The organism is Hyphomicrobium sp. (assembly GCF_003987855.1).
Lineage (GTDB): Bacteria > Pseudomonadota > Alphaproteobacteria > Rhizobiales > Hyphomicrobiaceae > Hyphomicrobium_B.
The window spans coordinates 1-13,233 of record NZ_RXIZ01000011.1 but is presented as its reverse complement, the minus strand read 5'-3'; the positions used below and the strand labels follow the sequence as shown (position 1 = coordinate 13,233).

Annotated in this window: 19 protein-coding genes; 10 read left to right on the top strand and 9 right to left on the bottom strand. The window is 60.7% G+C overall.

Annotation, left to right across the window (positions count from 1 at the left end):
- Positions 1-10: 10 nt before the first annotated feature.
- Both EKK30_RS09685 and queF read left to right on the top strand, forming a co-directional pair.
- The gene (locus tag EKK30_RS09685; protein ID WP_290983913.1) at positions 11-397 is read left to right on the top strand and encodes a 6-carboxytetrahydropterin synthase; all 387 of its coding nucleotides are present in this window, start codon (positions 11-13) and stop codon (positions 395-397) included.
- A gap of 4 nt (positions 398-401) precedes the next feature.
- Positions 402-863 (top strand): preQ(1) synthase, encoded by a 462-nt coding sequence (gene queF, locus EKK30_RS09680; protein WP_290983910.1) that lies wholly within the window; start codon positions 402-404, stop codon positions 861-863.
- Between the two features lie 40 nt (positions 864-903).
- Here queF and EKK30_RS09675 read toward each other — a convergent pair whose 3' ends face one another.
- The 3 genes from EKK30_RS09675 to EKK30_RS09665 all read right to left on the bottom strand — a co-directional run bounded on the left by EKK30_RS09675 (position 904) and on the right by EKK30_RS09665 (position 2,857).
- Complete coding sequence (locus EKK30_RS09675) at positions 904-1,188, bottom strand: hypothetical protein (RefSeq protein WP_290983908.1); 285 nt, start codon at positions 1,186-1,188, stop codon at positions 904-906.
- 259 nt (positions 1,189-1,447) lie between these two features.
- Positions 1,448-2,365, bottom strand: a complete 918-nt coding sequence (locus EKK30_RS09670) for a pirin family protein (RefSeq protein ID WP_290983905.1) — start codon at positions 2,363-2,365, stop codon at positions 1,448-1,450.
- Positions 2,366-2,395: 30 nt separating this feature from the next.
- Positions 2,396-2,857, bottom strand: coding sequence for a thiol-disulfide oxidoreductase DCC family protein (locus tag EKK30_RS09665; RefSeq protein WP_290983902.1), 462 nt, complete (start codon positions 2,855-2,857; stop codon positions 2,396-2,398).
- A gap of 189 nt (positions 2,858-3,046) precedes the next feature.
- On the opposite strand from EKK30_RS09665, the gene EKK30_RS09660 reads away from it, so the two are divergent.
- The 3 genes from EKK30_RS09660 to EKK30_RS09650 all read left to right on the top strand — a co-directional run bounded on the left by EKK30_RS09660 (position 3,047) and on the right by EKK30_RS09650 (position 4,861).
- Positions 3,047-3,475, top strand: a complete 429-nt coding sequence (locus EKK30_RS09660; protein WP_290983899.1) for a lysozyme inhibitor LprI family protein — start codon at positions 3,047-3,049, stop codon at positions 3,473-3,475.
- A 261-nt stretch (positions 3,476-3,736) separates the two neighbouring features.
- A complete protein-coding gene (locus tag EKK30_RS09655; protein ID WP_290983896.1) occupies positions 3,737-4,234 on the top strand; it encodes a DUF992 domain-containing protein in 498 nt (165 codons plus the stop codon).
- A 249-nt stretch (positions 4,235-4,483) separates the two neighbouring features.
- On the top strand, positions 4,484-4,861 hold the full coding sequence (locus EKK30_RS09650; protein WP_290983893.1) for a hypothetical protein: 378 nt from the start codon (positions 4,484-4,486) through the stop codon (positions 4,859-4,861).
- A 27-nt stretch (positions 4,862-4,888) separates the two neighbouring features.
- On the opposite strand, the gene EKK30_RS09645 is transcribed toward EKK30_RS09650, so the two are convergent.
- The 3 genes from EKK30_RS09645 to speB form a co-directional block, all read right to left on the bottom strand.
- Entirely contained in the window at positions 4,889-5,587 is a 699-nt protein-coding gene (locus tag EKK30_RS09645; RefSeq protein ID WP_290983890.1) for a ParB-like protein, read from the bottom strand.
- 133 nt (positions 5,588-5,720) lie between these two features.
- Entirely contained in the window at positions 5,721-6,026 is a 306-nt protein-coding gene (locus EKK30_RS09640) for a hypothetical protein (RefSeq protein WP_290983887.1), read from the bottom strand.
- A 118-nt stretch (positions 6,027-6,144) separates the two neighbouring features.
- Positions 6,145-7,167: an agmatinase gene (gene speB, locus EKK30_RS09635; protein WP_290983884.1), complete on the bottom strand. Its 1,023-nt coding sequence runs from the start codon at positions 7,165-7,167 to the stop codon at positions 6,145-6,147.
- 494 nt (positions 7,168-7,661) lie between these two features.
- On the opposite strand from speB, the gene EKK30_RS09630 reads away from it, so the two are divergent.
- The gene (locus EKK30_RS09630) at positions 7,662-8,009 is read left to right on the top strand and encodes a DMT family protein (protein WP_290983881.1); all 348 of its coding nucleotides are present in this window, start codon (positions 7,662-7,664) and stop codon (positions 8,007-8,009) included.
- A gap of 24 nt (positions 8,010-8,033) precedes the next feature.
- Here the strand turns inward: EKK30_RS09630 and EKK30_RS09625 are convergent, their stop codons facing one another.
- Positions 8,034-8,912, bottom strand: coding sequence for a hypothetical protein (locus EKK30_RS09625; protein ID WP_290983878.1), 879 nt, complete (start codon positions 8,910-8,912; stop codon positions 8,034-8,036).
- A gap of 391 nt (positions 8,913-9,303) precedes the next feature.
- On the opposite strand from EKK30_RS09625, the gene EKK30_RS09620 reads away from it, so the two are divergent.
- Positions 9,304-9,693 (top strand): YidB family protein, encoded by a 390-nt coding sequence (locus tag EKK30_RS09620; RefSeq protein ID WP_290983874.1) that lies wholly within the window; start codon positions 9,304-9,306, stop codon positions 9,691-9,693.
- Between the two features lie 181 nt (positions 9,694-9,874).
- Here the strand turns inward: EKK30_RS09620 and EKK30_RS09615 are convergent, their stop codons facing one another.
- On the bottom strand, positions 9,875-10,309 hold the full coding sequence (locus EKK30_RS09615) for an N-acetyltransferase (RefSeq protein WP_290983871.1): 435 nt from the start codon (positions 10,307-10,309) through the stop codon (positions 9,875-9,877).
- A gap of 241 nt (positions 10,310-10,550) precedes the next feature.
- On the opposite strand from EKK30_RS09615, the gene EKK30_RS09610 reads away from it, so the two are divergent.
- The 3 genes from EKK30_RS09610 to hspQ all read left to right on the top strand — a co-directional run bounded on the left by EKK30_RS09610 (position 10,551) and on the right by hspQ (position 12,779).
- Positions 10,551-11,210: a glutathione S-transferase family protein gene (locus EKK30_RS09610; RefSeq protein WP_290983868.1), complete on the top strand. Its 660-nt coding sequence runs from the start codon at positions 10,551-10,553 to the stop codon at positions 11,208-11,210.
- A gap of 123 nt (positions 11,211-11,333) precedes the next feature.
- Entirely contained in the window at positions 11,334-12,395 is a 1,062-nt protein-coding gene (locus EKK30_RS09605) for a CoA ester lyase (RefSeq protein ID WP_290983865.1), read from the top strand.
- A gap of 51 nt (positions 12,396-12,446) precedes the next feature.
- A complete protein-coding gene (gene hspQ / locus EKK30_RS09600) occupies positions 12,447-12,779 on the top strand; it encodes a heat shock protein HspQ (RefSeq protein ID WP_290983862.1) in 333 nt (110 codons plus the stop codon).
- Between the two features lie 94 nt (positions 12,780-12,873).
- On the opposite strand, the gene EKK30_RS09595 is transcribed toward hspQ, so the two are convergent.
- Positions 12,874-13,233 (bottom strand): invasion associated locus B family protein (locus tag EKK30_RS09595; protein ID WP_290983859.1); only part of this gene is annotated, 360 nt, incomplete at its 5' end.

Below are 13,233 nucleotides of genomic sequence, written 5' to 3'. Positions count from 1 at the left end.
TCTGACGCCCATGCAAATCTATAAGGAATTCCGGTTCGAGGCGGCCCATTTTCTGCCGTCGGCACCCCTTGGTTCGCCGAACTCGCGCGTCCATGGCCACTCGTTCCGCGCGCGCGTCGTCATCGAGGGCGAGCCCGGTCCGACAACCGGCTACATTTTTCATTTCGATGAACTGGCCGCGGCTCTCAGCGATACCGAAGACGCGCTCGATCACCGGATGCTGAACGAGATCGACGGGCTCGAAGCCCCGACACTCGAGCGCATCGCGATGTGGATCTGGAACCGCCTCGCCAACCGCGTGCCCGGACTCACGCAGGTCGAGGTTCATCGCGACAGCTGCAACGAGGGCTGCGTCTATCGCGGTCCTGCGCCCGAAACGCGAATGGCAGCGGAGTAGCGCTATGTCAGCGGGCAAGCCGGCAGTCAGTCAGCTCGGCAAACAGGTTGGCATTCCCGAAAGCCCGGAGAAGGCGGAACTCGAGCGCGTTCCCAATCCGCACGCGGATACGGATTACGTCGCCCGTTTCACCGCGCCAGAGTTCACCTCACTGTGCCCCGTGACCGGGCAGCCCGATTTTGCGCATTTCGTGATCGACTATGTGCCGGGGAAATGGCTGCTCGAGAGCAAATCACTGAAGCTCTATCTGGCCTCGTTCCGCAATCACGGCGCGTTTCACGAGGACTGCACCGTCGTGATCGGCAAGCGGATCGCCGGGCTCATCAAGCCGAAATATCTGCGTATCGGCGGCTATTGGTATCCGCGCGGCGGCATTCCCATCGACGTCTTTTGGCAGACGGGCACATTGCCCAAAGATGTCTGGCTGCCTGACCAGGGTGTGCAAACTTACAGGGGACGAGGCTGAGCTCGTCCCCCTAGAAGATCGACCTTAGAACGCCGGAAGATCAATAGTAGCCGTAGCGATACGGACGATAGTACGGGCGATAGCCGTAATAGTGACGGCGATAATAGCGGTGGCGCCAGTACGGACGGCCCCAGTAGCGGTGACGCCAGTGGCGGCGATAGTAGTAGCCGCGGCGGTAGTAGGTCTTTTCGACGACGCTGTTACCGCTCTTGGCGGCAGTATCGACGGCAGCGGCGACATTGCCGCTCACCGCAGCAGCCTGTGCGCCGCTAGCGGCAAAGCCGAGCCCCAAGGCGAGGGCAACGGCCAATAGCAGATTTCTCATTCTGGTCTCCCGAGATTGACTTACATGGCATTCGCCCGGGCTCGCATGCTGCTTGCGGCAGCATCAGAGAACGGGCGAGTGATCCGTACCCACCACGGAGCACTCACTAACGCGCTCATAGACATGAAAGTTGCCAACGCCGTTTTTGCGTCGCGCGCCATACCATTTGAAGGTTTTTTGCTGAACCTGAGATGTATGAAACGGCTCACATCATCGACATAACGCCGAGGATGGACAATTTAGCCGACCGCCGACCGCCTCACTCCGGCAGGGGAATGAATTCCCGGTCGTCTCCCGGCACGATATCGAAACGGCCCTGACGCCAGTCGCTTTTGGCAGCGGAAATTCGATCTTCTGAACTCGAAACGAAGTTCCACCAGATGTGGCGCGGGCCGTCCATTGGCTCGCCGCCGAGCAGCATGATCCGCGCGTTTGATTCCGCCAGTATCGAAATGCGATCGCCCGGCTTGAAGACGAGAAGTTGCCCGGCGTCGAACGATTGACCTGCAATGTCGATGCGTCCAGACGCGATATACACGGCGCGCTCGTCGTAATCGGGATCGAGCGGCAGAACCGCACCGGGCGCAAGCACAGCTTCCGCGTAGAACGCCTCATGCGAAAATTCGGCCGGGGATCGTTCGCCGTAGAGGCTTCCCATGATCACGCGAACGCGCTTGCCGTCGCCTTCAAGACGCGGCAGCTGGCTCGCTTCCAAGTGCACGAAGCTTGGCGCGGTTTCCTCGTGCGATTTCGGCAGCGCCATCCACGACTGAATGCCGAAGAGGTTCTGTCCGGCTGTTCGTGCCTCGGGCCCGGTACGTTCGGAATGGACGATGCCTCGGCCAGCCGTCATGAGATTTACCTCGCCCGGACGGATGGACAGGGCTGAGCCCAAACTATCGCGATGCGTGATCTCGCCATCAAATAGATACGTGACCGTCGCAAGCCCGATGTGGGGATGCGGCCTGACATCGATCCCCTTCCCCGCGATGAACTGCGCCGGTCCCATCTGATCGAAAAATATGAATGGTCCGACCATCTGCCGTTGCGCAGATGGCAGCGCGCGTCGCACGGAAAACCCGCCGAGGTCGCGGGCGCGCGGCACGATCACCTGCTCAACCGCATCGCATGACTGGCGGTCGCCGGGGACAGGATCGTTATGGGTAAGCCAGCTCATCGAAGCCTCCGACCAATCTCGATATCAACATCACGGCGTCGTCAGAAACCTTGCGGTCTCCGCCTCGTTCGGGCGACGGCAAGATTGGCGCGAGCCGAACCATCGAATTCTGTTGCGCTGGACAACGTCGTAGGCGGCATCGCCGACAAAGTTTGGAATAATGCGGCCGATCACGCCCAAAGTTTTCCACGGTTGAGGCAGCGTTCGCGCGGCAGCGAGTACGCCGGACCAGCGCGTATGCGGCTCACCATCCTTCAGAACCATGAAGGTATCGAAGGCGTCGGCATCAAGACCATAATGTCGATAGAGGGCTTGAGGCAAAAGATCCTGGATGACGGCAAAGCGGCTCACGCCGTTCGGATCGCGATCGAGCATCCAGCGAACCCCATTCGAGCAGAGCACGCACATCCCGTCGAAAATGACGAGCGGCTTGCTGTCGTCGAACGGCGGAACGTTTGGATCGCGCCGGTAGCTGTAAGCCGTCGCCTGCATGAATGTCAGATGCCGTTACCAAGTGTCGTTATCAAGTTGGTTACGCAATTCCGTCGATAAAAGATGGCAATCGAAGACAAAACATTCCATTCGCCATACTTCCGAAAACTGCACCCTAACGCCTTCCGGGCGGACGAGTCCCGGCCTAACACTTTGATCAATTGTCTCTCAGCGATTCCGGAGTTCCCCATGGTGTCAGTCACTCTCATCCGCAGCGCGACCTTGATCCTCGGCACGTTGGGAGGGGCCATTCTGGACACGGGTGCAGCCGGCGCGGAAACCATCGACTGCAACAGCGCCAACTCGACGCCGGAAATCAACTTCTGTGCCGACAAAGACTATCAGACCGCGGACAAGGATCTGAACGCGGCCTACGCGGCGGCCGTCCAGTTCGTTCGAAATCGTAAGATCGACGCCCCGTACGACCCTAAGAATTTCGAAGCGGCACTGAGAAATGCACAACGAGCCTGGGTGGCCTTTCGGGATACCGACTGCAAGGAGTTGGTGCCGCAGCAGTGGTCCGGAGGCACGGGCACAACCTCTGCGATTTTGCAGTGCATGACGGAAAAGACGCAACAGCGGACGAAGGAGCTGAAAGCTCTTTCGACGATGAATTAGCGTTTGCGTTCCGGCCGCTGCCAATGAGGCCGTCATTCATACCGACAGTCATCGGACGAATTGACAGGGGTCAATTCCGGCATATTGGCTCATTTGGATACTGCCACTTCGGTAAGTTGCTGCCATAGACGTGTCGGTTTACGAAGTTAAACCGCAGCATTACCTCGGGGGCCGAGCATCCGAACGTTCTGCGCTTTTTCATTGCCTCGGGCGTGGCCAATGGTGGCTGCGCGTGCCATGGCGATGTCAGGAGAGACCACAATGACGTTTACACGACTTCGCACGCGCGCGGTGACCGCTGGCGCCGCCATGCTTGGCATCGCTGCAGCGGCTGCCGTCCCCTCATTCGCTGACACGCCCAAGATCGCCGTCGGAACATTGACCTGCAAAGGCCATGGTGGCGTCGGCCTAATCTTCGGGTCCAAGGAAAACATGCGCTGCCTCTTCCAGACCGCCGTCAGCGGCCGCAGCTATCCCTACAACGCCACGATCACGCAGGTCGGCATCGACATCGGCTTCACCGGTGAAAGCACGCTCGTGTGGACTGTACTCGGCTCCACGACGGATCTGCCGGCAAACGCTCTCGAAGGATCTTACGGCGGCGTCACCGCAGGTGCCACGGTCGGCATCGGCGCCAGCGCCAATGCGCTCGTCGGCGGTTCGAGCCAGTCGATCGTTCTTCAGCCGGTGAGCGTCGAGGGTCAGACGGGGCTCAATATTTCTGCGGGTGTTGCAGGTCTGCAGCTGTCGCGCTCATAAGCCGGTTCGCGCCGCGGCCATCCTGCGGCGAATTGAACTTTTTTCAGAAATTGGCGCGCTCTCGAAATGGGAGCGCGCCAATTGCGTTTTTCCACTGGAAATGCGCGTGTTTTGCCCACTCCGGCGTGTGCGCCCAATCGCGATTCGCGAGCCCGGTAAGAACGGAACTGAACACATCGGCAATCTTTATTTCGACATGCGAATCAGAGCCTTTGGTCCCTCAGGGGCACCAATCGCGAGGAGACAACGATGTCAGGGCTATCAAAAAATATCGAAGAAATGCTCAGCCGTCTCGCGGACAACGCCCGTACCGAGCAGGACTTCGTTCAGACGCTTTCAGAAGCGCTTCGCCGGGTCGACGAGCAGCTTCTGCGCGACGTGCGCAATGTCTCGCTGCAACACGAGCTGCGCCGTGAAGCCATCCTTGGAGAACTTCAGGAACTCGCAACGCGGCTTTGCGCGCTGCCGGTTCGCGGTCCCGCAGTCCCCGCTATCGATCAGCAGATGATGCACCAGGGGCATGCTGAAATCGAGCCGCCGATGCCGCCATCCGGCGCCGACTGGCGTCAGGCGACACAGAACATCGGCGACGAGTTCGATTTCTCGTTCAACGCACCACGCCATTAAGAGACAAGCGCGATCTCGCCGGCCGCCTCAGCGGCCGGTGTATCCCGGCATGCGCGAGGCCTCACGTGAGCGCGCCAGCCACATCGCTCGATCGTGCGCATAATCGAAGTCGCGGCGCACCGTCGATCTTGGTATCCGCGTTCGGAAAAAATCGGCCCAGCGGAATTCAGCATAGGGCCGTCCGGTCTTGGCAAATCCGCCAGCTTCGCGCACCGACCACGCCAGATCGCGATACGGGTCCGAACGCAACTTGCTCAGGCTTTCGGGCAATTCCGTGGGGCAGACAGGACGTCCATGCCCATCGTAGGCATGCAGCAAGCCCAGCGCCGACATCCGTTGCAGGAACCGCTTGCGCGGCAGATGGGAGAAATCTCCGACAACCCTGACAAAGGCCTCCTCGACGTCGCTCTTGAGCAGCGCCAGGCTCAAATGATGGTGGTCGAGGATAAAGAGGTCATCGGCGGGTCCATAAACGGCCGGAATAGGCCTGTCCTCTAGGAAGCGCCGCAGCTTGCGGCCGCTCCGCGCCCGTCGTTCGACCTTCTCCCGCTTGGCGGCGACCGCGCGCATGCCGACGGCCATCTGCGTCGGACGGAGATCTTCGATCGGAACGCTCAGGAGCTTCGATTTCCGCGGCGGGGAGCGGTGGGGCGTGAGAGGGAATTGTAAGCCAAGGAGGTGAGGCGCGGGCGACGCCTGATCACGCGAGACGGCAAGCTGCAACATGACTTCCCAGTAGGCGAATTGAACGGTCGCTTAATAATTCCGTCGCGATGGTTAAAAATACGTTGCCGACCGTTCGTGCGCCTTTCGCTGAGAAGCCTTCCTGAAGTGAAATCCCGCTGAGATTGTTTGGAAATTAACGTGCTGCGGTCTCCGAACCGCGCCGGCGGGCCACTTCAGCGGCGGAAACCTCGCCTGCCGCCACGAGCGCATCGACACAGCGCTTGGACAGCCCGGCTCCGACCGCGCGCATGCACGTCCTAACCTGCGGACTGGTCGGGCTATAGGCGCTGCAGTGCGCGTAGTAATCGCTGGCGCAAGCGATCTGGACCCCCAGGCTGATGGCATAGGCGTTGCTCGCGACCGGCAAGAGCGCTGCAGCCGCGGTGAGCGAAACGATCAGCGGACGGAACGACGAACGGCGGGCGGACTGGGGGGCCATAGGCATCTCTCCTCTCGTTTTGGGCGAGCCCGGCGGGCTCTTGTTGAGAGGAGAAATAGCGGAAGGTCGCAACCTCCCGCTGTTCCCAAGGAAACGGATGTTCGGCTGACGACCGGCTTCAGTTCGCCGTTCGCTGGCCAGCTCGCGGCACAGGGTAGGCCTTCGTCTCGGCGCCGTTTTTGCGCGCCACCCGGCACGCCTGCTCGTAGACGACGGTCGCAGCGGCCAGCGCCGTGATGCCGCCGTGGTCGTAAGCCGGTGAGACCTCGACCGTATCACAGCCGACGATGTCGAGGCCTTCGAGTTGCCTCAGCAGCGCGAGCAATTCACGCGGCATCAGTCCGCCGGTCACCGGCGTGCCCGTCCCAGGGGCGAAGGCGGGGTCGAGGCAATCGATATCGACCGTCAGATAGCACGGGCCGTCGCCGGCCAGCTCCTTCACGATCGCTGCTATCGCCGAGACACCTTTTTCAGCGACCAGCATGTTGTCGAAGATGTTCATGCCCTTGGGGTCATCGACCCAGGTGCGAATGCCGATCTGGCTCGACCGTTTGGGATCTATCAGGCCATCGTCGATCGCCCGCGCGAACATCGTGCCGTGATCCAGCTCGATGTTGCCGTCGCGCGTGCGGGGCGTCCAGGTATCGGTGTGGGCGTCGAAATGGATCAGCGCCAACTGCCCGTGCGCGCGCGCGTGCGCCTTGAGCAGCGGATAGCTGACGAAATGATCGCCGCCGAGTGCGCAGAGGAACGCGCCTTCGGAGACGACGCTATGCGCCGCCTCCTCGATCGCGGAAGGAATGGTCTGGGGAAATCCGTAATCGAGCCAAACATCGCCAAGATCGACGAGGTCGACGAAGCTCTTGGGATCGAAGCCGCCCGGATAGGCCTTGAGCTCGGCGAGTTGCGCGGACGCTGCCCGAATGGCCGCTGGAGCAAGCCGGGCTCCGGGCCGGCTTGAGGTCGCCAGATCGAAAGGTACGCCGAGGATGGCGAAGTCTCCCGCCTTTGCGTTTTTTACCCGCGGCGCGCGCAGGAATGTGTGCGTACCCGAATAGGTTTGTTCGGACACGATGCAAGCTGGCGAAGGCGTGTTGAATTTTGAATGCGCGTACGCGCCGGACGTAGAGCCGGGGTGCATGACGACCTCGATTGTATACGATGTCGTCCGGCCGACATCTCCACAATCTGCCGGGCGAGCCCGGTGCCTCCGTTTCACGGCGAGCCAGAAGATGCCTCACCGGATATTCAAGTCAACCCCCCTTGGGCGGCAGTCAGTCCGGCCTTTGGCGATGGACAAAGGACGCAAAAGAAAAACCCAGAGCGGCGAGCTCTGGGTTTTAAAAAGCGGGTAGCTCGGCTTAGTGCAAGAAGCCGAAGAGATGAAGGCCGATGATGACCACGAGGGGAACACCTGCGAGCCAAAGGATAATATCGCGTGCCATGCGTGCCAGATCCTCTTTTGCGAAGTGGCGGGCCGCTAGCGTGGCCGCACCGGTTACAACTGTGGCCTGAACGCACGCAGAAGATTTCCGGTTCCACTTCTCAAACCGGCGCGCTTGCGACTAAAGCTTAACGGAACGGTTTGCGGCCTCGCGCATTCCGGGACGCATCGCAATAAAACGGACATCCCCGATGATCCCCCCATCAGTTTTGCCCATCGTCCTTCTGACGATGTCGAACGTCTTTATGACCTTCGCCTGGTATGGCCACCTCAAGTTCACCAACAAACCGCTCTGGCTCGTCGTGATCGTAAGTTGGGGCATCGCGTTCTTCGAGTATTGTCTGGCCGTGCCCGCAAATCGCTACGGGGTGTCCGTCTACTCGCCGGCCGAACTGAAGACGATGCAGGAAGTGATCACGCTCAGCGTGTTCGCTGTATTCTCGGTTTTCTATCTCGGCGAAGCGCTCACCATCAATCACGGCATCGGCTTCGCGCTCATCGCCTGTGGCGCATTCTTCATCTTCAAGGGGCCGCTTTAGATGACGGGCGCGTTCAACGCGCGATCAGCGCAGCGGCACGTTCAGCTGAAACTTGCTGCTGACGCTTTGCGCTTCTTGCGTCGTTCCGAAGTTGTCGACGTCCGCTGACACGCTGAGAGAATAAGCATCCTGCTTGGAGTACGTGACGCCGGCGCCGGCCGACTGCGTGATATCCGTTCCAGGCTCGATTGAATCTTTGCGCGAAGTGGAAACGTCGAACTGCCGCTGGTACGTGAGGTACGGCGAAAGCGTCGTCCCGCTATCAAGCTGAAACGACTTGTTGACCTTCGGCGCGAGGATGACAGCTCCGCGCTCTGCCGCGCCGGAAGTTGCCGCGAATTCGTTGTTGCCCGCTTGCCATTCGGTGCGCGCATCCAGGCTCAGCAGCGGCGTCGCCTGCATGGACAGATAAGCTGCTGCTTTCTGATCCTCTTCCGTCGCGGCCGCAGTGGCCGAGCGTGAGTCGCCACGCTCTAGCGACACTCCGACCGTGGTCGCCTTGTTGAACTTATAGTCCGCGCCAACGCCGGCGCGCGTCGACTGATCGCGCGAACCGTCATAGCCGTTGACATCAAGATTGGTCCAAACATCGAGAGGCGACTTCGGCGCGATCGGCGCCTTCGGCAAATCGAAGTTCGTCGGACTGGCGGCGCCGAATGCCGGCAGTTGAATGCTTGGCGACGCGGTGCGCGCATTGTAATCGCGAACGGTACCGAGACTCGTTCGCACCGACACCCCAGTGTCTTTCGTACTGAAGCTCGCCGGAAGGTCCTGGGTGTTCGTTCCGATCCACGGCACACCGTCCGACGATGTCACCGGTTGCGCGGGAAGGTTCTGCTCGAGGATCGCTGCGTTCAAATCGAACTGCGGTTCGAAATCGGTGCAAGGTGAAAAGTCGGTCACTGCAGATTGGCTCTGCGTGCCGGCGCAATCATCCTGCGCGCGAGCGGACGCTCGCATTGCCAAAAAAACGGAGAGGGCAGCGAAACCTAAAAGCAGGCTGCGGTGCCTCGGAGCGATGTATCGGGCTGTCGTCATCATGGTCGAGGAGGTAGCCGCGAACTTTGATCATGGTGTGGCGATTAAGGTAAATCTCCCCGCGCAAACAGCGGCCTAAGCCGTCTTTCCGGGCCGCAGTATATGCTGCGACATTTACGGCGCTGTCGCAGAAGCATAGTATCGCCAGCACGTCTCGACATGACCTTCCCGATTTCGACTTCCGAAATTTCTGCACCGGTCGGCGCGCAACCCGCGCGATCAGTGATCGGCAATCAACCGACGAAAGGATCAAGCGATGAGTTGGAGCGACGCACTTAAAGGAGTTGTGGGCAACATCGTCGGTCAGGCTGAGCAGGCTGCCCTACCGGACCTCCTCAAGAGTGTCCTTGGAAACGAAGGACTGCAGACGATCCTTGCAAAGTTGCAGAGCGCTGGGTTCGGCGCGCAGGTGCAATCCTGGTTCGACAAGAACAAGGACAGCCTGCCGATCTCGCCGGAACAGATCAAAACGGCGCTGGGCGATGAGCACGTGCAGCAGATCGCGCGCTCGCTCGGTATTCCGGTGGACGCGATCTTGGCAGCGCTGGCCGAGAAGCTTCCTGAGATCGCAAGTTCGGCAGGACCTGCGGCAAATCCGGCGGCACCTGCTGACGCTGGCGCAGTCTCAGATCCCAAAGGGCTTTGATCAGTCGGGTCGGGCGCTGCCCATTTTATGATAGCGCGCGCATCGGTGCCTTCCTCGCGCGTGAGCGTTTCCACGAGTACGGCATCGCCGGCAAACAGATTGTCGCTTCCGAGCGGCGGTCGGTTTGTGACCTCGATCATCGGGGTGCACCTTCGACTGCGGCTGACGCGTCTCGATGCGGCTAGAGCGACATCTCCAGCTGAACCTGATCGGAACGGCCGGCCGCATAGCCTTTTTCCGGCGTGAAGAACCCGCGATTGACATTGAAGATGCGGAAGCCGCGATTGAGGTAGAAGACGATGTTGTCTGTCTCCCACGCGCCGGTGCCGACGATCAGACGGGGAACGTCATTGGTGCGGCAATGATGCGCCGCCGCTTCGATCAATCGCGAGCCATAACCTTGGCGCTGGCATTCAGGGCGTACCGCGAGGCTTACGAGTTCTGTTGTGCCCTCTTCGTCGACGAGTTGCGCCAGGCCCATCACCGTCGTCCCTTCGTAGGCGGCAAGAACCGTTCCGAGGCGATGATAGCTTTCGATCTGGCTGTCGGATTCATCGGCGAGCCGAAAGAGCGGCAGCAACGCCGTTCTGTCGCCGTCATAAACTTGAATGCTCACGAAATTGCTCCCTCTTGCTCGGGTAGCTACGTCGGCCATGCGCTCGCTGTTTCACGCGATCCGCTCCGGCAGGGTTAAAAGCCCAAGCCATGGGCCGAAAAAAACTTATCCCCGCCCCTGAAAGCTCCCGCATACTCACTCTCGCTCGCCTCGAAGAGCCCACGGACTGTCCCGAGACCGTGTGCGTGTTGAGGTGAGTGAAGGCGCTAAGTCAGGGTTATTTTTTGAAGGAAGTTTTTCGGTGTCGCTCGCTCTCTATGGCCATCCCTTTTCGTCCTATACGCAGAAAGTGCTCATAGCCCTCTATGAGATGGGCCTGCCATTCGAGTTCCGATGCATTGGACCGGACAGCCCGCAGCACGTGCAGGAATGGCTGCGCCGATGGCCGCTGCGCAAGTTCCCGATGCTGCTCGATGGCGAGCGCGATGTCGTTGAAACCAGCATCATCATCGAATACTTGCAGCTCGTTCATCCGGGCCGGATCCGTCTTCTGCCCGAGGATCCGCGCCTGGCACTCGACGTCCGGTTTCTCGACCGGTTCTTCGACCTGCACGTCATGAACATCATGCAGCGCGCCGTCGATGCCGCGCTGACTGGCGATCCGGTAAAGCGGCAGGAAGGGCTTGCCTTCGCGTCGGAGAGACTGGAGCGCGCGTACGCTTGGCTCGAAGGCGCATTGGTTGGCAGAACGTGGGCGAACGGCGATGACTTCACTCTCGCCGACTGTGCCGCCGCGCCATCGCTGTTTTACGCGGACTGGACCTATCCGATTGGCAATTCGTATCCCGTGTTACGTGCCTATCGATCACGGCTGCTCGGCCGCCCGTCGTTCGCGCGCGCTGTCGAAGAAGCCAGGCCGTTCAGGCACTTATTTCCATTGGGAGCGCCGGACCGCGATTGACGCAATCCAAGTTGCAGCGACGCAGCCGGCAGGACGGCTTTGCGAAGCTCTGACCCGTTGACACCCGCCACCTGTCCCCTAAAGGTGCGTGATCTTCCAGACCTTCGAGTAGGATAGCAGCCGATGGCCTCTACGCGCACGCCCGCCAAATTTTTCTCGCCCCTCGCCATCGGCGCTCCAGAGCCCTACCGCGCGCTTCCCGTGAAGCTCGAGCGCATGATCCACTTCGTGCCGCCGCACAACGAGAAGATCCGCGCCAAGATCAAAGAGCTCGCGTCTCAAGTCGATGTCGTGCTCGGCAACCTCGAGGATGCCGTGCCGCTCGATCAGAAGGAGAACGCGCGCAAGGGTTTCATCCAGATGGTCCGCGACAACGACTTCGGCGCGACCGGCGTGTGGACGCGCATCAACTGCCTGAACTCTCCGTGGGTGCTCGATGATGTGACCGAAATCGTCGCCAATGTCGGCAACAAGCTCGACGTCATCATGCTGCCGAAGGTCGAAGGGCCGTGGGACATCAACTACCTCGATCAGCTGCTGGCGCAGCTCGAGGCCAAGCACGGCGTCAAGAAGCCCATCCTGATTCACGCCATTCTCGAAACGGCTGAGGGCGTGAACAATGTCGAGGCCATCGCCGCCGCTTCGCCCCGCATGCACGGCATGAGCCTAGGACCGGCCGACCTTGCAGCATCGCGCGGCATGAAGACGACGCGCGTCGGCGGCGGTCATCCGGATTATGGTGTCCTCGCAGATGCGCAGAAGGACAATCCCAGCGCGGCGCGCCCCTTCTATCAGCAGGATCTCTGGCACTACACGGTCGGCAAAATGGTCGACGCCTGCCTCGCCTACGGCCTGAAGCCGTTCTACGGCCCGTTCGGAGACTTCTCCGACCTCGCGGCCTGCGAAGCGCAATTCCGCAACGCGTTTCTACAGGGCTGCCTCGGCGCCTGGTCGCTTCACCCCACCCAGATCGAGATCGCCAAGCGCGTGTTCTCGCCCGATCCGGCAGAAGTCAAATTCGCCAAGCGTATCCTCGACGCCATGCCCGACGGCACCGGCGCCGTCATGCTCGACGGCAAGATGCAGGACGACGCCACGTGGAAGCAGGCTAAAGTCATCGTCGACCTCGCGAAAATCGTGGCCTCCAAGGACGCCGAGCGGGCTGCCCTCTATGGCGACCTTTAAGCGAAGGGCTACGGACTTGCACCTGCGCCGCGACCGTCACACATTCCGGACATGAGCGACATTAAACACGCGAAATTTTCGATCGGGCAGGTGGTTCGCCACCGGCTCTATCCGTTTCGCGGTCTGATCTTCGACATCGATCCGGAGTTCGCGAATACCGAAGAGTGGTGGCTGTCGATCCCGGAGGAAGTGCGTCCTCGGAAAGATCAGCCCTACTATCATCTTTACGCCGAGAACGCCGAGACGACCTACCTCGCATACGTATCGGAGCAGAACCTGCTGCTCGACGATACACAGCAGCCACTTCGCCATCCGGACATCGAGGAAGACTTCATCAGCGACGGCCACGGCGGCTACAAGCTCCGGCCGGGCACCGCGAACTGATGAGCGACTGCCGCCCTTCCCGTCCCCGGCAACAAAAAAGCCGTCCCGAATAAATCCGGGACGGCTTGATTTCGCGGAGCTGGCGCTACGAGCCTTACTTGTTCTTCGTCGAGCCCGTCGTCGTCGGCGGCGCGCCCGGCGCGTCCAGCGGAAGGTTCTTCATTTCGTCGGCCTTCCACTTTTCGGCCATTTGCTGCTGACGCTGACGGATCTGCGCCATCAGCTGGCTGCGGGCCTCAGCGTACTTCTTGTTGTCGACCGGAGGGCCGGCTGCGGCTTCGTTATAGCCGTCGAGCGGAACCGGGAAACCGATCGGCTGTGCGGCAGCGTTCATCGCGAGGATCATGATACCGCCGCCCTTCGACATCTGATCGAGGATCTCAGGCGTTGCGTCCGTCTCGGCCGTGCAGCCCGCCGGGTGGCAGAGCGCATAACGCAGCTCGATGGGCTTCAG